Genomic DNA, 17,610 nt, shown 5'->3' on the forward strand with positions numbered 1-17,610 from the left:
TACCTCATTAACCTACGACGTTGACCAGTTTGCCCGGCACCACGATGACGCGCTTGGGCGGCCGGCCTTCCAGGAATCGCGCCACCGCTTCGTGCGCGGCGGCCTGCGTCTCGATCTGTTCGCGCGTGGCTTGCGCGGCGACGCGCACCGCGCCGCGCAGCTTGCCGTTGACCTGCAGCATCAGCTCGATCTCGTCGGCGACCAGGGCGGCTTCGTCGACCTGCGGCCAGGGCGCATCGAGCAGGTCGCCGTAGACGTCCGCGTAGCCCAGGTCGTTCCAGAGCTGCCAGGTGATGTGCGGCACGACGGGGTACAGGACGCGCAGCAGGACGCCCAGGCATTCCGCGCGCGCGGCGTCCGCGGCCGCATCGGCGGCCGGGAGCTCGGCATTCTCGATGGCGTTCAGCATTTTCATGCAGGCCGACACCACCGTGTTGTACTGGATGCGCTCGTAGTCGTAGTCGGCTTGCTTGAGCAGCGTGTGGATTTCGCGGCGCAGGTCCTTGGCGGCGGCGGGCGCGCCGCGCCAGTCCACGTCGCGCGCGGCCAGGCCGGCGGCGACGGCATCGCGCTGGGACCAGCCATGGGACCACAGGCGTCGCAGGAAGCGGTTGGCGCCTTCCACCCCGGAGTCCGACCACTCCAGCGTCTGTTCGGGCGGGCTGGCGAACATCACGAACAGCCGGGCGGTGTCCGCGCCCAGCGTATCGATCAGCGATTGCGGATCGACGCCGTTGTTCTTGGACTTGGACATGGTGCCGACGCCGCCGTAGTGCACTTCGGTGCCGTCGGATTTGCGCCGGGCGCCCACGATGGCGCCCTTGGCGTCGTAGACGTTTTCGACCTCGTCGGGCCAGAAGTATTCGATGCCGCCGTGCTCGGTCTTGCGCGAGTAGATGTGATTCAGCACCATGCCCTGGCACAGCAGGCGCGTGAACGGTTCATCGAACTTGAGCAGTCCCAGGTCGCGCATGACCTTGGTCCAGAAGCGCGCATACAGCAGGTGCAGCACCGCGTGCTCGATGCCGCCGATGTACTGGTCCATCGGCATCCAGTAATCGTTGCGGGCATCCACCATCGCGCCGTCGTTGCCGGGCGAGGTATAGCGCATGAAATACCAGGCGGAGTCGACGAAGGTATCCATGGTGTCCGTCTCGCGCCGCGCCGGCTTGCCGCACTTGGGGCAGGCGCAGGACAGGAAGGCTTCGTTCTTGGCCAGGGGGTTGCCCGTGCCGTCCGGGATCAGGTCCTCGGGCAGCACGACGGGCAGGTCCTGTTCCGGCACCGGCACCGGGCCGCAGTCGCCGCAATGGATGATGGGGATGGGGGTGCCCCAGTAGCGCTGGCGCGAAATGCCCCAGTCGCGCAGGCGCCAGGTGGTCTGTTTTTCGCCCAGGCCCAGGGCGGCCAGGTCGGCCGCGATGGCGCCGACGGCGTCCTTGCTGCTCAGGCCGTCGTACTTGCCGGAATGGACCAGGCGGCCGTTCTGCTTGTCGGCGTACCACTCCTGCCAGGCATCGGTGGCGTATGTCTTGCCCGGTACATCGACCACCTGGCGGATCGGCAGCCCGTACTTGCGCGCGAAGGCGAAGTCCCGTTCGTCGTGGGCGGGCACGCCCATGACGGCGCCGTCGCCATAGCTCATGAGCACGTAGTTGCCGACCCAGACATCCACCGGCTGTCCGGTCAGGGGATGCGTCACGGTCAGGCCCGTGGGCAGGCCTTCTTTTTCGCGCGTGGCGAGTTCGGCCTCGGTGGTGCCGCCCAGCTTGCAGCGTTCGATGAACTCGGCCAGCCCCGGGTTGTCCCGGGCGGCCAGGGTGGCGAGCGGGTGTTCCGGCGCCACGGCGCAGAAGGTCACGCCCATGATGGTGTCCGCGCGCGTGGTGAACACATACAGCTTGCCGTCCTGCACGAGGCGGCCGGATTCGTCGCGGATGTCGTGCGGGAAGGCGAAGCGAACGCCTTCGCTCTTGCCTATCCAGTTTTCCTGCATCAGGCGCACGCGTTCCGGCCAGCCCGGCAGGCCGTTCTTGACCTGCTCCAGCAGCTCTTCGGCGTAATCCGTTATGCGCAGGTAGTAGCCCGGGATTTCACGCTTTTCCACCAGCGCGCCGGAACGCCAGCCGCGGCCGTCGATGACCTGCTCGTTGGCCAGCACGGTCTGGTCCACCGGATCCCAGTTGACCACCTGCGTCTTGCGGTAGGCGATGCCTTTTTCCAGCATCTTCAGGAACAGCCACTGGTTCCACTTGTAGTAGGCCGGGTCGCAGGCGCTCATCTCGCGCGACCAGTCGATGGCCAGCCCCATCGCCTGCATCTGCTTCTTCATGTAGGCGATGTTGTCGTAGGTCCATTTGGCCGGCGGCACCTTGGACTTGATGGCGGCGTTTTCGGCCGGCATGCCGAAGGCGTCCCAGCCCATGGGCATCAGCACGTTGTAGCCGCGCATGCGCAGCTGCCGCGCCATCATGTCGTTGATGGTGTAGTTGCGGACATGGCCCATGTGCAATTTGCCGCTGGGATACGGCAGCATGGAACACGCGTAGAACTTCGGCTTTTCGGCGCCGCTGGCGTTGCGGGCGTGTTCGCTGACGCGATAGGCGTCGCTGCGTCGCCAGACGTCCTGGGCGGCGGCTTCGACGGCGTTGGGGTTGTAGCGTTCCTGCATGGGCTGGATAAGGGATTCGATGACGAAAAAGGGCCGGCCCACCGGCGCAAGGGGGGCGGTCAAAACAGGTGATTATAGGTTCTGCCATGGGGGTGCAGTGCGGCAGCGAGGCGCGCCGCGGCTCCAGCCCCCCGTGCCGGGCGTAATAGTTGCTGACCGGGGGCGAGCCAGCCCTCGTCGCGAAAGCGATGGCGGCACCTTCTACAACAGCGGTAACCGGTGCTGATCATTGCGGCCCCGGCGCTGTTCCGCCCATGCCGCGGGCATGCGCATTGCGCCCCGCCGGCTTCCGTCTTTGGTTCCACCACCACCAGCAAGGGGGTTAGATATGACCGACAACCAGGATCCTAAAGAGCGCCGCAAACCCAGGGGCTTCGCCGCCATGGGTCCCGAGTTCCAGCGTGAAATCGCGGCGCAAGGCGGCCGCGCGGCCCATCGTCTGGGCAAGGCGCACCGCTTCACTTCCCAAGAAGCCCGGGCAGCGGCGACGAAACGCCATGCCGCCCGCCAGGCCCAGTCCGCCGCGCCTTCCGAGCCGGCGGCCACGACGGCCACGCAGGGCGAGGACCGTTGAAATCCGGTCGGACCGCGCCCTTCTTGCACGCGAGGTCCCGGTCCGGCCGGGGCCCGTGTCCTTTCCCGCGCCCCGCCGGCGCGTTCCGGGCATAGGCGACCCGGCTTCCGGGCATAGGGGCCAGCTTCCGGGCATGGGCGACCCAGCTTCCGGGCATAGGCGACCCAGCTTCCGGGCATAGGCGACCCAGCTTCCGGGCATCAAGGAATAGGCAGCTTCAAGGTGCGGGCGCCGGGGTCGGCTTCGAAGCCGCTGATGGCGAATTCTCGTGCCTCCATGTAGCCTTCGGCCTGGAACCGGACGTGCGTCGGCGTCCATGAGAAGTCGGACAGCGGCGCGATATCGACCCCGCTTGCCAGCAGGTACCCCGGCGCGGTGCCGTCGTCGCGCGACGGCGGGACATCGCTGGGCGATTGCCAGGCGACCGACGCGCAGGGAACTTCGACGGTGCGTTCGGGTTGGCCGGCTTCGCGCAGGATCAGCGTAAGTTGGGTCGTTTTCCAGTTTTCCACGATATCCGAGTCTGTGCGCCCATGGGCGGGCAGTGCGGTTTCCCTGGCAACCGCCATACCCGGCGTGGCACAAGGCCAAATAAATCGCTTGCAATTAAATTGTGTGCGATTTAATATTCCTTCCAGGCGCCCGATGCGCCGATGAATCCCAACCGGCCCGCGGCCATCCGGCGCGGCCCAACGACCTGCAAGGAGTTCGCCATGTCTATCGAAAAAGTGCTTTACCGTGCCCAAGCCACCGCCAACGGCGGCCGTGACGGGCGTGCCCGTTCCTCCGACGGCGTGCTGGATATCCAGCTCAGCACCCCGCGCGAACTCGGTGGCGCCGGCGGCCCGGGCACCAATCCGGAACAGCTGTTCGCCGCGGGCTATTCGGCCTGCTTTCTGGGGGCGCTGAAGTTCGTGGCGGGCAAGGAGAAGGTGGCCCTGCCGGCGGAAACCAGCATCACCGGCTCGGTGGGCATCGGCGCCATCCCGACGGGCTTCGGCATCGAAGTCGAGCTGCGCATCTCCATTCCGGGGCTGGACCCGGCGCAAGCGCGCCAACTGGTGGACAAGGCCCATATCGTTTGCCCGTACTCCAATGCGACGCGCGGCAATATCGATGTGACCTTGACGCTGGTTTAAAAATCCCGGGCCGCGCCGGCGTCGCCGGGCCGGCCTGGCACCGACCGGCCCTGGCGGCACGCGGCCCTCGCATAGACGATGTGCCGCGCGTCCCCAGGGCCGGCTGCCGTGCGCACGTCGCGGGCGTTCGCGCGTCCGCGGCCCGCCGCTGGCACATGAATCGCGCACGATTTAATATGTCCGCCATGTCCCATCCTTCTTCACCGCGCGGCGACGCCGCCTTGCTCCTGGAAAACCAGCTTTGCTTCGCGCTGTATTCCACCAGCCTGGCAATGAGCAAGGTCTATCGCAAACTGCTGTCCGGCCTGGACCTGACTTATCCGCAATACCTGGTCATGCTCGTGCTATGGGAGCAGGACGGCCTGACCGTGTCCGCCATCGGCGAGCGCCTGTTCCTGGACAGCGCCACGCTGACGCCCCTGCTCAAACGCCTGGAAGCGGCCGGATTGGTGCAACGGGCCCGTGCCGCGCGCGACGAGCGGCAGGTCATCGTGTCCTTGACGGACGCGGGGCGGCAGTTGAAGGCCAAGGCGCGCGCCGTTCCGCATGGGGTGGCGGGCGCCGTGGGATGCAGCGCGGCGGAGGCCGCCGCCATGATCAAGCGGCTCGATGCATTGCGCGCGGCCCTGCAGGAATCGATATGCCCATAGCGAAGCAGAACACCCAGGCCAACCTGGCATACCAGGAGTTGAAGAAACGCATTCTGATGGGCTTCTTCGGCGCCAGCGACCGGCTGCGCGAAATCGAGGTGGCGGAGCTTCTCAATATGGGCCGCACGCCCGTGCGCGAGGCCCTCAAGCGCCTGGAGGACGAAGGCCTGCTGACCCACGAACCGCGCCGCGGCCTGGTGGTGACGTCGCTGGACCAGCAGTCCGTCACCGAGCTCTATGCCATGCGTGAATTGCTGGAAGGCGGCGCGGCGCGTTTCGCCGCCAAGCATGCCAGCGAGGCCGAGATCGACAACATGGCGCACATCCTGGAAGAGGGCCAGCGGGGCGGCGATCCCGTCGCCGCCAACCTGGCCTTCCATCAGTCCATCTATGGCGCCGCCCACAACAAATTCCTGATCCGCGCCCTGCAATCGCTGACGGACTCCACTTATCTGCTGGGACGCAGCACGCTGGAAATGCCGGGACGGCCGGATGCCGCGCATGGCGAACACCGTGCCATTTACGAAGCCATCCGGGACGGCGATCCGGCACGCGCGGAACAGATGGCGCGCGAGCATATCCGCAACGCTCTGCTGGAGCGCTTGAAGATCCTGCGCGCGAAGCAATCCACGGGGCAGTAGGCGCTCCGCACGCCTGGATGGGCCGTGGCCGTTCCGGCATGCGGGCCGCGGCCCGGCCGCGGCTCAGTCGTACAGGGCGCGCGGGTTCTGCCGCAGGATGCGCTGGAAATCCGCATCGCCGACCGAATCGCGCAGCAGGCCGACCAGGTCCCCATAAGGCATGGCTGTCCCGTGCGCGGGATCGAAAAACCAGGTGTGCGGCCAGTCCGAGGCCCAGACCACGCGCTCGGGATAGCGCCGCGCGAGTTCGCGCAACAGCTCGCCGAAGCGCTCCGCCCAGGCCGCCACCGGGTAGCCATAGCGATAGAAGCCCGAGGCCTTGAGCCAGACCCGCCCCGTATCCAGCAGGCGGAAGACCGCCTCCCGGATCGAGGCATATTCCGCGCCATTGGCCGCGCCGCCCAGGTGGTCCACCACGACGTCGGGGCCGTCTCCGGCGCGGATGGCCTCGTGGACGCCCTGCAAGGCCTGCGGCGCGACAAAGAATTGCGCGTGCCAGCCGGCGGCGCGCAGGCGCGGCGCCAGGCGGGTATAGCCGGCCATCCCGTTGCCGCTGCCCGAGACAGCGTTGAAGCGGACACCGCGCGCGCCCTGTTCGCGCCACGCCAGCAGTTCGGCCTCTGTCGTCTCGTCCGGCACCACCAGCACGCCGCGCGCGCGGCCCGCGGATTCTCGCAGGGTCTCCAGCAGCAGGCTGTTGTCGGTGCCATAGACGCTGGGCTGGACCAGCACGAAGCGCTCGATGCCGTGCGGGGCGCCGGTGCGCGACAAGTCCTGCCAGGTGCGCACGGGGGGAATGTAATGGGAACCGGGCACCACGGGCCTGCGCGTGGCGTCGTCGAAGACGTGGGTGTGGCAATCCCAGGCGGGAAGGGCGGGGGGCGTCATGCGCGGGGGCTCCGTGGCGTCAGTCCAGCTTGACGCCGGTTTCCTTGATGATCTCCTGGTAGCGCGTGCGTTCGGCCGCCAGGAATTGCGTGAACTGTTCGACGCTGTTGGGCTTTATCACGGCGCCTTCGGCCTCCAGCCTTTGCTTGGTTTCCGGATCGGCGATGATGGCGTTGACCTCGGTATTCAGCTTCTGGACGATGTCGGCCGGCGTGCCCTTGGGCGCGAACAATCCGCCCCACAGGCTGAAGGAAAAGCCCGGCAGGCCAGACTCCGCCACCGTGGGTACCTTGGGCAGGGCCGGCGAACGCTCCAGCGTGGACACGGCGATCGGCTTGAGCGTGCCGCTCTTGAAGTGCGGCAGCACGCCCGGCGCGCCGGAGAAGAACATATCGACGTGATTGCCCAGCAGGTCGCTCAGCGCCGCGCCGCCGCCCTTGTAGGGAACGTGTGTCAGCTTGGCGCCGGTCTTGAACGCCAGCGCGGCGGCGGCCAGATGCCCCGGCGTGCCGGTGCCAGACGAGGCGTAGTTGTAGCCCTGCGGGCGCTGCTTGCTCTGCGCGACCATCTCCTGCACCGTATTGAACGGCGCCGAGGGGTGGGCCGACAGTACCAGCGGCGAATCGCCCACCAGTACCACGGGCAGCAGGTTTTCCGGTTTGTAGTTCAGGGTGCTGGAAAGCAGCGGCGTGACGACGATCTCGCCGGTCTGTCCCAGCAGCAGGATGCTGCCGTCGGACGGCGCGTCGGAGACATAGCGCGCGCCGATGGCGCCGCTCGCGCCCGGGCGGTTCTCGACGATGAAGGTCTGGCCCAGGCGGGTGGTCAGCTTTTCCGCGATCAGGCGGGCGAAGACGTCGCCGGATCCGCCAGGCGCGTACGGCACGATGATGCGGACGGTCTTGTCCGGATAAGCCGCCTGCGCGCCGGCGTGCAGGCCCATGGCCGCGGCCGCGCAGAATGCGGCCGCCAGGAATCGGCGCCTGGTCGAGGGAATAGCCTTCATGGAATGTCTCCTACGGGTGGCCGCGGATGGCCGATGGTCGGATGGGGATTCGATTCTTCTGCCCGGCGCCGCCCGTGCGGGGACGCCGGAGGGGAATGCAATCTTCGTTTTTATATATTTTTGCATACATAAATATGTAGAACAAACCCGCATCGGGCTGCCCGATCGCGCCGGGCCATCTCCCGCCGTGCCGTACGCCTGCGCGCCATATCGCCGGGCCATATCGCCCGGCCATATCGGCAGGCCATATCGGCAGGCCATATCGGCAGGCCATATCGGCAGGCCATATCGGCAGGCCATATCGGCAGGCCATATCGGCAGGCCATATCGGCAGGCCATATCGGCAGGCCATATCGGCAGGCCATATCCCCAGGCCATATCGCCGGGCCATTTCCCGCACGACATATCCCTTCACGCCAGCCGGAGACCGCCCGGTCCGGTCACACGTTAGCGGTATCATGGACGGTTCGCGGCGCATCGCCCGTGTGACCCGCGCAACAGCACGGGGAATCAGGCGGACGGTCGCTCAAAGAATCATAGGAGAGAGAACGTGAGCACCCCCATCACCGGCGAAATCCTTATCGGGCAGCGTGCCGTCGACAACGGCCAGCGCAGCCTCCAGGCGGTCAACCCCGCCACGGGCGAAACCCTGTCGCCCAGCTTCGCGCAGGCCGGGCCGGCCGAGGTCGAACAGGCCTGCGCGCTGGCCTGGGCCGCCTTCGATGCCTACCGCGAAACGTCCCTGGAAAGCCGCGCCCGCTTCCTGGAAGCCATCGGCGAGCAGATCATGCAGCTGGGGCAGCCGCTGATCGATCGCGCCGTTGCCGAAACCGCGCTGCCGCCTGCCCGCATCGAAGGCGAACGCGCGCGTACCGTCGGCCAACTGCGGCTGTTCGCGCAGGTGGTGCGCGCCGGCGAATTCCTGGATGTGCGCGTGGATCCCGCCATGCCGGATCGCCAGCCGCTGCCCCGGCCGGACCTGCGCCTGCGCAACATCGCCCTGGGGCCGGTCGCGGTCTTCGGCGCCAGCAACTTCCCGCTGGCCTTTTCGGTGGCGGGCGGCGATACGGCCTCCGCGCTGGCCGCCGGCTGCCCGGTGGTGGTGAAAGGCCATCCCGCGCATCCGGGCACCGGCGAGCTGGTCGGGCGCGCCATCCAGGCCGCCGCCCGCGAATGCGGCATGCCGGAGGGCGTGTTCTCGCTGCTGCTGGGCGGCATCGAAACCGGCGCCGCGCTAGTGCAGGACGAGCGCATCAAGGCCGTGGGATTCACCGGCTCGCGTGGCGGCGGCCTGGCCCTGGTCGATATCGCGTCCAAGCGGCGCGAACCCATACCCGTGTTCGCCGAAATGAGCAGCATCAACCCGGTGTTCCTCTTTCCCGCGGCCCTGGCCGCGCGCGCGGAAGAACTGGGCAAGGCATTCGTCGCTTCCCTGACCATGGGGGCGGGGCAGTTCTGCACCAATCCCGGCATCGTCGTGGCCCTGGAAAGCCCGGACCTGGACCGCTTCCTGAAGGCGGCCGACGCGGCATTGTCCGCCCATGTGCCCAGCGCCATGCTGACGCCCGGCATACACAGCGCCTATGAAAAAGGCGTGCAGGCCCTGGAAAAGGCCGAAGGCGTGCAGGTGTGCGCCCGCGGCGGCACCGGCGACGGCCCCAATCGCGGCCGCGCCGCCGTGTTCTCCACCTCCATCGGCAACTTCCTGTCGCACGAGTCGCTGCAGCAGGAGGTATTCGGCGCCTCCAGCATGGTGGTGCGCTGCAAGTCGGTGGACGATATGCGGCAGGTCGCCGAGCGCATCGAAGGCCAACTGACCGTCACCCTGCACCTGGACGAGCCGGATTACGAGAAGGCGCGTGCCCTGGTGCCCGTACTGGAGCGCAAGGCCGGCCGCATCCTGGCCAACGGCTGGCCCACCGGCGTGGAAGTCGCGCATGCCATGGTGCATGGCGGCCCCTACCCGGCGACCTCGGACAGCCGCTTCACGTCCGTGGGCACCCTGGCGATCCGCCGCTTCCTGCGGCCGGTCAGCTATCAGGCGCTGCCGCCGCAATTGCTGCCGGAAACCCTGCGTCCGGAAAACCTGGCGCGTGTGCCGCGCCTGGAAGACGGCAAGCGCCTGCTGCCCTGACGGTCGCGGCGCGCCGCGCCGGTCGACGATCGCGCGCGGCGCTCAGCGTGCCGCGGGTTGATGTACCTGGTCCGGCCAGTCCGCCATGGCGGGTGTGACGGCCCGGGTGGATCGCGAGGTATCGAAGGGAGCCTGAGCGGCAGCGGCCGCTCCGCCGCCCTGGGCCGGATCGGCATGATTGGCGGGCGCCGCAGGTCCGCCGGCCGGCGAGGCCCCCGGCTTCGCGGCGCTCAGGCGGGCGTTCAATGCCGTGTCCGGCCGCGTGGCCGGACGCCCGGGCGCGACGACGGGACGCGCCGGCCCCGCGGTGGGAGGCGCCTCCGGCTTGCCCGCGGCTGCGGGCGATCCCGCCGTATCGGTTTGAGCCGCGCCAGCCACCGGCTTGGCAAGGGGCGCGGGCCCGGCGGCCGCCGCGCTTGCCCGGCCGGCCTGCACGCGCAGGCGGCGGATCTGTTCATCCAGCGGCTGCAGGCGCGCGCCCGTCGCGTAGACGAAACGGTCCATGACCAGGCGTCCGTCGGCATGGCCGGTGTAGCCCAGGAAAATCCCCAGCGTGGCCTGGTGGTCGAGGTTCCGGTATTCGATGGTGCCGAAGGGCGTGGGCACCTGCAGCCGGCGGAAGGCGGCCGCCACGGCATCGCGGTCCGGCGTGCCGGCGCGCTTCAGTGCCTCCGCGATGGAGCGCAGGGCGGAATAGCCCAGCACCGAGGCCATGCCGGGCGCATCGCCATAGCGTTCGCGGTAGGCCTGGACAAAGGCCTGGTTCTCTGGCGTATCGACCGCGTCGCGGGGATATCCCGTGACGATCCAGCCGTCCGGTATGCCGGGCTCGGGCGTCGCCCCGGCGCCGGCCGCGGGCGCGTCCTTGGCGATGGCGTCGTCCAGCGCGGCGATGTTCTCGGGGTCGCCCGTGAACAGGGAAACGACGCCCATTCCGTCGAAAAGGTGTGCCGCCGCGCCCGCCCGTGCCAATGCGGCGAGCTCTGCGCCGGTCAGCATGTTGAAGAGGGCCTCGGGCCTGGCCTCGGCCACGGCGGCCACGGTCGCCTTGGCGTCGAACCTGCCCGGCGCGACGGCCTGTTCGGCGACGAATTCGGTCTTGGACTGGAAGGTCTTCATCAGGCCCTTGAAGGCCTCCGCGGTGGCCCGGTCGGACTCGGTGTCCTGGTAGACCAGCGCCCAGCGCAATTTGCGCAGGCCCAGCGCCTTGGGCGCCACCGCCGCGGCCTGCATCCAGGCACCCGGCCGCAGGCGGAAGGTGTAGGCGTTGCCTTCCTGCCAGGTCAGCCGCTGCGTCAAGGGCGCCACGGCCAGGTACGGCACCCTGTCCGTATCGGCATAGCGCGAGATCGCCAGGCTGGCCTCGGAGGAATAGCCGCCGAACAGCGCCGCCACGCCGTCCTTTTCGACCAGCGTCCGCGCCGCCGCGACGGCATCCTCGGCCACGCCATGGTCGTCGCGCGAGCGGACCTCCAGCTTGCGGCCCAGCACGCCGCCCTCGGCGTTGATCTGTTCCAGCGCCAGCATCCAGCCTTGGCGGTATGGCTGCGCGAAAGCGGGCAAGGCCTTGTAGGTGTTGATTTCGCCGATACGCAGGGGCGGCGGCGCGGCGGGCTGCGCGGGCGGCCGACCGCGGGCGCCCGCCGCGGTCTTGGCCGCGCCGGTGGCGGCGGCCGGCGGCGCGGACAGCAGCGCCACGCCGGCGCACAGCAGCGCGCACAGGGCAAGGCGCCATGCCCGCCAGGCGGAGGGACGAAAAAAAGCCGACATTGCTGTCGGCTTTTTCGTGTGGAAACCCAGGTTCATCCCGGCGTGCTCGCTGGCGATCCGCGTGGCGGCGGCGCTAGGCGCGATGATCCCGTCGGCTCGATTACTTGAGCTTGGTTTCCTTGTAGTCCACGTGCTTGCGCGCGACCGGATCAAACTTCTTGATCAGCATTTTTTCCGGCATCGTGCGCTTGTTCTTGGTGGTGGTGTAGAAGTGTCCCGTGCCGGCGGTCGACTCGAGCTTGATCTTTTCGCGGTTGCCTTTGGCTGCCATGTCGTACTCCTGGATAGTCTGTGGGCGGGGATGCCTTAGATCGATTCACCGCGGGCGCGCAGTTCGGCGACAACGGCGTCGATGCCTTTCTTGTCGATGGTGCGCAGGGCCTTGGTGCTGACGCGCAGCGTGATCCAGCGGTTTTCGCTTTCGAGGAAGAAACGGCGCGATTGCAGGTTGGGCAGGAAGCGACGCTTGGTCTTGTTGTTGGCGTGGGAAACGTTGTTGCCCACCATCGGGCGCTTGCCCGTTACTTGGCATACGCGTGCCATGATTTCACCTCAGGAATTCAATGCTGCCGCGTATGGCTTGCAGGACGGGAGGCTAGCCGCCAGCAGGGTGCTGGCCATCCCGTATCCAGGATGCCGGGCCGTTCGCATGGCGCCGTGGCTGCCATGCGTGGTTCCTGTTGCGTTGCCTGTCGTGGGGCGTGGCGCATATCGCATGGTGTGTATCCATGGCTCGCATCCATGCCTTGCATCCATCACTGGCAACCTTGGGAACCGGCCCAAGTGCTTGTGCCCGCCGCCCCTTCGACCGGTTACGCATCGGCGGGGTGGAAGTGCCCGGCTACAAAGCATAGTAGCTGGCACGGGTAAATTCGTAAGCCTGCGATTCTACTATGAAAAAAGCCAGCCGATCAAGTGCCGGCCCGCGCGATCCGGCCGGACAGCCAGGACAGGCAGGCGCAGGCCGCCAGCACGCCGGTCAGCGGCAGGGGCGTGTCGGCCTGCCACAGGCTGACGCACAGCCCGGCCAGCGCGCCGCAGGACAATTGCAGCGTGCCCAGCAGGGCGGATGCGGCCCCCAGGCGCTTGCCTTGTTCGGCCAGGGCCAGCGCCGCCGAATTGGGGTTCACGAAACCCTGGCTGCTCATGTACCCGATCAGGCACAGCATGAGCAGCGGCAGTGTCATCCAGCCGGCCAGCGTCAGCAGCACGGCCGCCAGGCTGGCCAGCGCCAGCGTGACCAGGGCGCGGCGCTGCAGGGTCTGCGGCGCCATGCGGCGCAACAGCCGCGCGCTGACTTGCGAGCCGGCGATCAGGCCGGCGGCGTTCAGGCCGAAAAGCAGGCCGTAGTGCTGCGGATCGACGCCGTACAGTTCGATGAAGACCCGCGGCGATCCGACGATATACGCGAACATGCCGGCCTGCCCCAGTCCGCCCGCCAGGCTGTGGGCCATGAAGCCCCGGTGGCGCAGGAGCTCGCCGTAATTGCGCGCGATCGTGCGCCAATGCAGGCGGATCACGCGTTCGGGCGGCAGCGATTCCTTCATGATGAACAGCATGGCCGCCATCAGCGCCACGCCGGCGGCCAGCATCAGGCCGAAGATCCCGCGCCACCCTGTCAGCAACAGCAGCTGGCCGCCGACCAGCGGGGCCAGGATGGGCGCCAGCCCCATGATCAGCAGCAGCAGCGACATGGCGCGCGCGGCCTCCTGGGTCTCGTAGTGGTCGCGTATCACGGCGCGGGGAATCACGATGCCCGCCGCGCCGCCCAGCGCCTGCACCGCCCGCCATGCCGTCAGGCTCTCGATATCGACGGCCAGCGCGCAGCCCAGGGACGCGACGATGTACAGCGACAGGCCCACCAGCAGCGGCGGCTTGCGTCCATAGCGGTCGGCCAGCGGGCCGTAGAAAATCTGCGCCGCCGACAGGCCGACCAGGTAGGCGGCCATGGTCCGCTCGACATCGCCCTGGCCGACGTTCAGGCCGGCCGCGATGGCGGGAAACCCGGGCAGGTAAAGGTCGATGGAAAACGGCCCGATGGCCGTCAGCGCGCCCATCAGCAGGAGCCAGCCGGGCAAGCCTCGGGTAGGCAGGTAAAGGGACATTTATTGACGTTTGCCTGAATGGCGGAGACGCCGAAGGGGATTCGGCCGTGAATGTGTCCCGGAAATGTAACATGCCCGGGCGCGGTTCAAATCGGAAACAAATTCCGATAAAGTCCGCAGGTTATTTCTTGCGAGGTTGACTGTCGTGAATCCTGTGTTGTCTGCGGTGGGACGCAAGCTGGAATCCGTTTCGATCCCTGTTCAACTGGAAATGCCGGACGGCACCAAGGTGGGGGCGCCGAATCCCAAAGTGAAGTTCACCGCGCGCAGCAAGGCCGCGCTGGCGCACCTGGCGGCCGGCGAGGTCGGCGTCCTGGGGCAGGATTATGTCGAAGGGCTGGTGGACATCCAGGGCAATATGCACGACGTCATGCGCGCGGCCGCCGAACTGCTGCCCAATTCCCCCATGCAGGCCGAGCGCGGCGGCTGGTTCCAGAACTTCATGCGCCGCATGGTCTCGGTGCAGCGCCATTCGGTGGAACGCGACGCCAAGCAGATCGAATTCCACTACGACCTTTCCGACGACTTCTATGCGCTGTGGCTGGACCCGCGGCGCGTGTACTCCTGCGCGTACTACCGTACGCCCGGCATGACCCTGGCGCAGGCGCAGGAAGCCAAGCTGGACCACATCTGCCGCAAGCTGCGCCTGGCCGCCGGCGAGCGCTTCCTGGATGTGGGCGCCGGCTGGGGCGGCCTGCTGCTGTGGGCCGCGGAGAACTACGGCGTGGATGCCACCGGCATCACCTTGTCGCGCAACCAGCACGCCCATGTGAACCGGCTCATCCAGGAGAAAGGCCTGCAAGGCCGCGTGCGCATGGAACTGCTGGACTATCGCAAGCTGGACGAGAGCAGGCCCTACGACAAGATCTCGTCGGTGGGCATGTTCGAGCACGTCGGGCGCGCGCAGCTGCCCGAGTATTTCGCCAAGCTGCGCCGCCTGCTGCGCCCGGGCGGCCTGATCATGAACCACGGCATCACGGCGGGCGGCGTGCATAACGCGCAGCTGGGCAGCGGCATGGGCGACTTCATCGAGAAATACATCTTCCCCGGCGGCGAGCTGACGCACATCAGCAACGTGCTGGCGGCGATGGCGGAAGGCGGCCTGGAAGGCACGGATATCGAAAACCTGCGCCCGCACTACGCCCGCACCCTGTGGGCCTGGAGCGATAGCCTGGAAAGCCAGCTGGACGCCGCGGCCAAGATACTCACGGGCGAGCAGGGCGCGAAGTCCTTGCGCGCCTATCGGCTGTACCTGGCCGGTTGCGCCATGGCCTTCGAGCACGGCTGGATCGCCCTGCACCAGGTGCTGGGGCAGTCGCTGGCCACCGGCCGTTCGGACGAGCTCGACCATCCGGCGGACCTGGCCTATCCCTGGCGGCGGGATTACATCTACGCCGGCACCGCCGCCTGACACCGGTCAAACGGCACGCGCCGCAACCGTATTACCATACCCGAAGCGCGTCCCGACATCGCCGCCGCTGCCCGCACCGGGCATGGCACCGCGGAACGCCGCCGCAGCGCGGCGTTCTTTTTTCCTTCATCGTCCTGGAAACCCCATGCCCATTCTTCACGTCCATGTCCTGTCCGGATGGCCGGCCGGCAAGAAAACCTCCCTGCTCAAGGGCGCGACCCAGGCCGTGGTCGACAGCCTGGATGCGCCGCTGCGCAGCGTGCGCATCATGCTGCACGAGATCGCGCCCGAGCACATCATCGTCGGCGGCGAGGTCGGCCGGCAGTCGGTGGTCTTTCACGTGCACATGATCGCCGGCCGCACGGAAGCGCAGAAGAACGCGCTGTACCAGGCATTGAACGCCGCGGCCTGCGAAACGCTGGGCGTATCGGGCGACGAGGTCCGCGTCCTGGTGGACGACGTGCCGAACACCGATATGGGCATGGCCAACGGCGTCAGCGCCAAGGCGTCGGGGCGCTGAGTTCCGGCCCGGTTGCGGGCCCCGGCAACGGCAGGATCCTTGCTTCACCGAGTATCGCCTTCACCGAATACAGCCGTCGCGGCCTTGCAGCGTTCCGTGCCGGCGCTCACAGGAGAGCCATCATGAAAGAAGTCATCATTGCCGCCGGCGCCCGGACCGCGGTGGGCACCTTCGGCGGCGCGCTCAAGGACGTGCCGCCCATCGACCTTGGCAGCACGGCGATCCGCGAGGCCCTGGCGCGCGCCGGCGTGGACGGCGCGGAAGTCGGCCACGTCGCGGTCGGCCACGTCATCAATACCGAGACGCGCGATATGTACCTGGCGCGCGTCGCGGCCCTGAATGCCGGCATCGCCAAGGAAACGCCCGCCTTCAACGTCAACCGGCTGTGCGGCTCCGGACTGCAGGCCATCGTATCGGCCGCGCAGACCATCATGCTGGGCGATGCGGAGATCGCCGTCGGCGCCGGGGCGGAGAACATGAGCCGCGGTCCCTATATCTCCCCGGGACAGCGCTGGGGCTCGCGCATGGGCGACGCCACGCTGTCGGACATGATGGTGGGCGCGCTGACCGATCCGTTCGACCGCGTCCACATGGGCATCACGGCCGAGAACGTGGCCGCCAGGTATGAAGTCAGCCGCGCCGATCAGGACGCGCTGGCGCTGGAATCGCACCGCCGCGCGGCCGCCGCCATCGACGCCGGGCGCTTCAAGGAGCAGATCGTTCCCGTGGTCATCAAGACACGCAAGGGCGAGACCCGTTTCGAGGTGGACGAGCACGTGCGCCGGGATGTCGACCCGGATGCCCTGGGCAAGCTCAAGCCGGTGTTCCAGAAGGAAAACGGCACCGTCACCGCCGGCAATGCCAGCGGCATCAACGATGGCGCCGCGGCCGTGGTATTGATGAGCGCCGAGACGGCCGCCAGGCGCAAGGTCCAGCCCCTGGCGCGGCTGGTGGCCTACGGGCACGCGGGCGTGGACCCGGCCTACATGGGCATCGGGCCGGTGCCGGCCTCCCAAGCCGCGCTGAAGCGGGCGGGCATCGGCGTGGATCAGCTGGACGTCATCGAGTCCAACGAAGCCTTTGCCGCGCAGGCCTGCGCCGTCACGCGGCAACTGGGCCTGGATCCCGCCAAGGTCAACCCCAACGGCAGCGGCATTTCGCTGGGACACCCCATCGGCGCGACCGGCGCCATCATCACCATCAAAGCCCTGTACGAACTGCAGCGCATCCAGGGGCGCTATGCCCTGGTCACCATGTGCATCGGCGGCGGGCAGGGCATTGCCGCCATTTTCGAGCGCATCTGACACCGCCTATGCCACCACGCGCCATGCCGTCCGTGCCGGACGTTCCCACTCTTTCCGAATCGGACGGCGTCCGCTACCTGCATTTCGACAGTCCCTGGATACAGGGGGCCATGCGTATCGCGGATCCCACGGAGCTGGTCCTGGAGTACACCGGCCAGATGATGTCCTGGCTGTTGTTCATGGAGCCGCCCAAGGATGGCGCCATCGGGCTGCTGGGCCTGGGCGCCGGCTCGCTGGCGCGTTTCTGCGTGAAGCGCACCCGCAGCGATGTGGTGGCCGTGGAGTGGAATCCGCGCGTGACCGCGATCTGCCATGCATTCTTCCGTCTGCCCGGGCCGCCCCGTCTGGTGGTAGAGGAAGCCGACGCGGGCGCGTGGGTGCAGGATCCGGCCAACGCCGGCCGCTGCCCCATCCTGATGGTGGATCTGTATGACGCGCAGGCGCGCGGGCCGGTGCGCGATTCCGTGCGCTTCTATCGCGATTGCCGCCGGGTGCTGGGCGACACCGGCGTGCTGGCGGTCAACCTGTTCGGCGAACACGAAAGCTTCCCGCGCAATATCGACAATCTGTCCGCCGCTTTCGACGGCCGCCTCGCGCTGTTGCCGGAAATCGATGCGGGCAACCGCATCGTCTTGGCGTTTTCCGGGCCGCCCCTGGATATCCCGGTCGAGGCGCTGCTGGACCGTGCCGCCGTGGTAGAGGGCCTGTATGGCTTGCCGGCGCGCCGCTGGGCGCGCGCGCTGATCGGCCAGGCGCGCGAGGGACGGCTGGCGTATTAGCCGGCCAAAAAGATGCTT

17 protein-coding genes are annotated in these 17,610 nt (G+C 67.9%); 9 read left to right on the top strand and 8 right to left on the bottom strand.

What is annotated here, in order from left to right:
- Positions 1 to 7: 7 nt before the first annotated feature.
- Positions 8 to 2,671 (bottom strand): leucine--tRNA ligase, encoded by a 2,664-nt coding sequence (gene leuS / locus BAU06_RS08250; protein ID WP_066358453.1) that lies wholly within the window; start codon positions 2,669 to 2,671, stop codon positions 8 to 10.
- A 328-nt stretch (positions 2,672 to 2,999) separates the two neighbouring features.
- Here leuS and BAU06_RS27320 point away from each other — a divergent pair, with 328 nt between their 5' ends.
- Positions 3,000 to 3,245 carry a KGG domain-containing protein gene (locus BAU06_RS27320; protein ID WP_066346902.1) on the top strand — a complete coding sequence of 82 codons (246 nt, stop codon included), beginning with the start codon at positions 3,000 to 3,002 and terminating at the stop codon, positions 3,243 to 3,245.
- Between the two features lie 200 nt (positions 3,246 to 3,445).
- On the opposite strand, the gene BAU06_RS08260 is transcribed toward BAU06_RS27320, so the two are convergent.
- A complete protein-coding gene (locus BAU06_RS08260) occupies positions 3,446 to 3,757 on the bottom strand; it encodes a hypothetical protein (RefSeq protein WP_066668918.1) in 312 nt (103 codons plus the stop codon).
- A 201-nt stretch (positions 3,758 to 3,958) separates the two neighbouring features.
- Between BAU06_RS08260 and BAU06_RS08265 the strand changes: the two genes are divergently transcribed.
- The 3 genes from BAU06_RS08265 (at position 3,959) to BAU06_RS08275 (ending at position 5,675) form a co-directional block, all read left to right on the top strand.
- Positions 3,959 to 4,384 (top strand): organic hydroperoxide resistance protein, encoded by a 426-nt coding sequence (locus BAU06_RS08265; protein WP_066358456.1) that lies wholly within the window; start codon positions 3,959 to 3,961, stop codon positions 4,382 to 4,384.
- Between the two features lie 176 nt (positions 4,385 to 4,560).
- Positions 4,561 to 5,034 carry a MarR family winged helix-turn-helix transcriptional regulator gene (locus tag BAU06_RS08270; protein WP_197509468.1) on the top strand — a complete coding sequence of 158 codons (474 nt, stop codon included), beginning with the start codon at positions 4,561 to 4,563 and terminating at the stop codon, positions 5,032 to 5,034.
- Positions 5,025 to 5,675: a GntR family transcriptional regulator gene (locus tag BAU06_RS08275; protein WP_066346906.1), complete on the top strand. Its 651-nt coding sequence runs from the start codon at positions 5,025 to 5,027 to the stop codon at positions 5,673 to 5,675. The genes BAU06_RS08270 and BAU06_RS08275 overlap by 10 nt, the downstream gene beginning before the upstream one ends.
- A 63-nt stretch (positions 5,676 to 5,738) precedes the next feature.
- Here BAU06_RS08275 and BAU06_RS08280 read toward each other — a convergent pair whose 3' ends face one another.
- Both BAU06_RS08280 and BAU06_RS08285 read right to left on the bottom strand, forming a co-directional pair.
- Positions 5,739 to 6,563: an amidohydrolase family protein gene (locus tag BAU06_RS08280; RefSeq protein WP_066346907.1), complete on the bottom strand. Its 825-nt coding sequence runs from the start codon at positions 6,561 to 6,563 to the stop codon at positions 5,739 to 5,741.
- A 19-nt stretch (positions 6,564 to 6,582) separates the two neighbouring features.
- On the bottom strand, positions 6,583 to 7,569 hold the full coding sequence (locus tag BAU06_RS08285; protein ID WP_066346910.1) for a Bug family tripartite tricarboxylate transporter substrate binding protein: 987 nt from the start codon (positions 7,567 to 7,569) through the stop codon (positions 6,583 to 6,585).
- Positions 7,570 to 8,119: 550 nt separating this feature from the next.
- On the opposite strand from BAU06_RS08285, the gene BAU06_RS08290 reads away from it, so the two are divergent.
- Positions 8,120 to 9,703 carry an aldehyde dehydrogenase (NADP(+)) gene (locus BAU06_RS08290; RefSeq protein ID WP_066346913.1) on the top strand — a complete coding sequence of 528 codons (1,584 nt, stop codon included), beginning with the start codon at positions 8,120 to 8,122 and terminating at the stop codon, positions 9,701 to 9,703.
- A gap of 42 nt (positions 9,704 to 9,745) precedes the next feature.
- Here the strand turns inward: BAU06_RS08290 and BAU06_RS08295 are convergent, their stop codons facing one another.
- From BAU06_RS08295 to BAU06_RS08310, 4 genes are all read right to left on the bottom strand, one after another.
- Positions 9,746 to 11,473, bottom strand: coding sequence for an ABC transporter substrate-binding protein (locus tag BAU06_RS08295; protein WP_066346917.1), 1,728 nt, complete (start codon positions 11,471 to 11,473; stop codon positions 9,746 to 9,748).
- A 100-nt stretch (positions 11,474 to 11,573) separates the two neighbouring features.
- Positions 11,574 to 11,744, bottom strand: a complete 171-nt coding sequence (rpmG, locus tag BAU06_RS08300; RefSeq protein ID WP_066346920.1) for a 50S ribosomal protein L33 — start codon at positions 11,742 to 11,744, stop codon at positions 11,574 to 11,576.
- Between the two features lie 35 nt (positions 11,745 to 11,779).
- Positions 11,780 to 12,016: a 50S ribosomal protein L28 gene (rpmB, locus tag BAU06_RS08305; RefSeq protein ID WP_066346922.1), complete on the bottom strand. Its 237-nt coding sequence runs from the start codon at positions 12,014 to 12,016 to the stop codon at positions 11,780 to 11,782.
- Between the two features lie 368 nt (positions 12,017 to 12,384).
- Entirely contained in the window at positions 12,385 to 13,530 is a 1,146-nt protein-coding gene (locus BAU06_RS08310; protein WP_066358463.1) for a multidrug effflux MFS transporter, read from the bottom strand.
- A gap of 193 nt (positions 13,531 to 13,723) precedes the next feature.
- Between BAU06_RS08310 and BAU06_RS08315 the strand changes: the two genes are divergently transcribed.
- From BAU06_RS08315 to BAU06_RS08330, 4 genes are all read left to right on the top strand, one after another.
- Entirely contained in the window at positions 13,724 to 14,989 is a 1,266-nt protein-coding gene (locus tag BAU06_RS08315; protein WP_156770182.1) for a class I SAM-dependent methyltransferase, read from the top strand.
- Between the two features lie 145 nt (positions 14,990 to 15,134).
- A complete protein-coding gene (locus BAU06_RS08320) occupies positions 15,135 to 15,509 on the top strand; it encodes a tautomerase family protein (RefSeq protein ID WP_066346932.1) in 375 nt (124 codons plus the stop codon).
- A gap of 122 nt (positions 15,510 to 15,631) precedes the next feature.
- On the top strand, positions 15,632 to 16,813 hold the full coding sequence (locus tag BAU06_RS08325) for an acetyl-CoA C-acyltransferase family protein (RefSeq protein ID WP_066346934.1): 1,182 nt from the start codon (positions 15,632 to 15,634) through the stop codon (positions 16,811 to 16,813).
- A gap of 8 nt (positions 16,814 to 16,821) precedes the next feature.
- The gene (locus tag BAU06_RS08330; protein WP_066346936.1) at positions 16,822 to 17,592 is read left to right on the top strand and encodes a class I SAM-dependent methyltransferase; all 771 of its coding nucleotides are present in this window, start codon (positions 16,822 to 16,824) and stop codon (positions 17,590 to 17,592) included.
- Positions 17,593 to 17,610 lie beyond the last annotated feature (18 nt).

This window comes from Bordetella bronchialis, assembly GCF_001676705.1.
GTDB lineage: Bacteria > Pseudomonadota > Gammaproteobacteria > Burkholderiales > Burkholderiaceae_B > Bordetella_C > Bordetella_C bronchialis.

Coding starts and splice junctions, on each gene's coding strand:
- leuS (WP_066358453.1), bottom strand. CDS start 2,671: ATGCAGGAACGCTACAACCCCAACGCCGTCGAAGCCGCCGCCCAGGAC.
- BAU06_RS27320 (WP_066346902.1), top strand. CDS start 3,000: ATGACCGACAACCAGGATCCTAAAGAGCGCCGCAAACCCAGGGGCTTC.
- BAU06_RS08265 (WP_066358456.1), top strand. CDS start 3,959: ATGTCTATCGAAAAAGTGCTTTACCGTGCCCAAGCCACCGCCAACGGC.
- BAU06_RS08270 (WP_197509468.1), top strand. CDS start 4,561: ATGTCCGCCATGTCCCATCCTTCTTCACCGCGCGGCGACGCCGCCTTG.
- BAU06_RS08275 (WP_066346906.1), top strand. CDS start 5,025: ATGCCCATAGCGAAGCAGAACACCCAGGCCAACCTGGCATACCAGGAG.
- BAU06_RS08280 (WP_066346907.1), bottom strand. CDS start 6,563: ATGACGCCCCCCGCCCTTCCCGCCTGGGATTGCCACACCCACGTCTTC.
- BAU06_RS08285 (WP_066346910.1), bottom strand. CDS start 7,569: ATGAAGGCTATTCCCTCGACCAGGCGCCGATTCCTGGCGGCCGCATTC.
- BAU06_RS08295 (WP_066346917.1), bottom strand. CDS start 11,473: ATGTCGGCTTTTTTTCGTCCCTCCGCCTGGCGGGCATGGCGCCTTGCC.
- rpmG (WP_066346920.1), bottom strand. CDS start 11,744: ATGGCAGCCAAAGGCAACCGCGAAAAGATCAAGCTCGAGTCGACCGCC.
- rpmB (WP_066346922.1), bottom strand. CDS start 12,016: ATGGCACGCGTATGCCAAGTAACGGGCAAGCGCCCGATGGTGGGCAAC.
- BAU06_RS08310 (WP_066358463.1), bottom strand. CDS start 13,530: ATGGGCGCGCTGACGGCCATCGGGCCGTTTTCCATCGACCTTTACCTG.
- BAU06_RS08320 (WP_066346932.1), top strand. CDS start 15,135: ATGCCCATTCTTCACGTCCATGTCCTGTCCGGATGGCCGGCCGGCAAG.
- BAU06_RS08325 (WP_066346934.1), top strand. CDS start 15,632: ATGAAAGAAGTCATCATTGCCGCCGGCGCCCGGACCGCGGTGGGCACC.
- BAU06_RS08330 (WP_066346936.1), top strand. CDS start 16,822: ATGCCACCACGCGCCATGCCGTCCGTGCCGGACGTTCCCACTCTTTCC.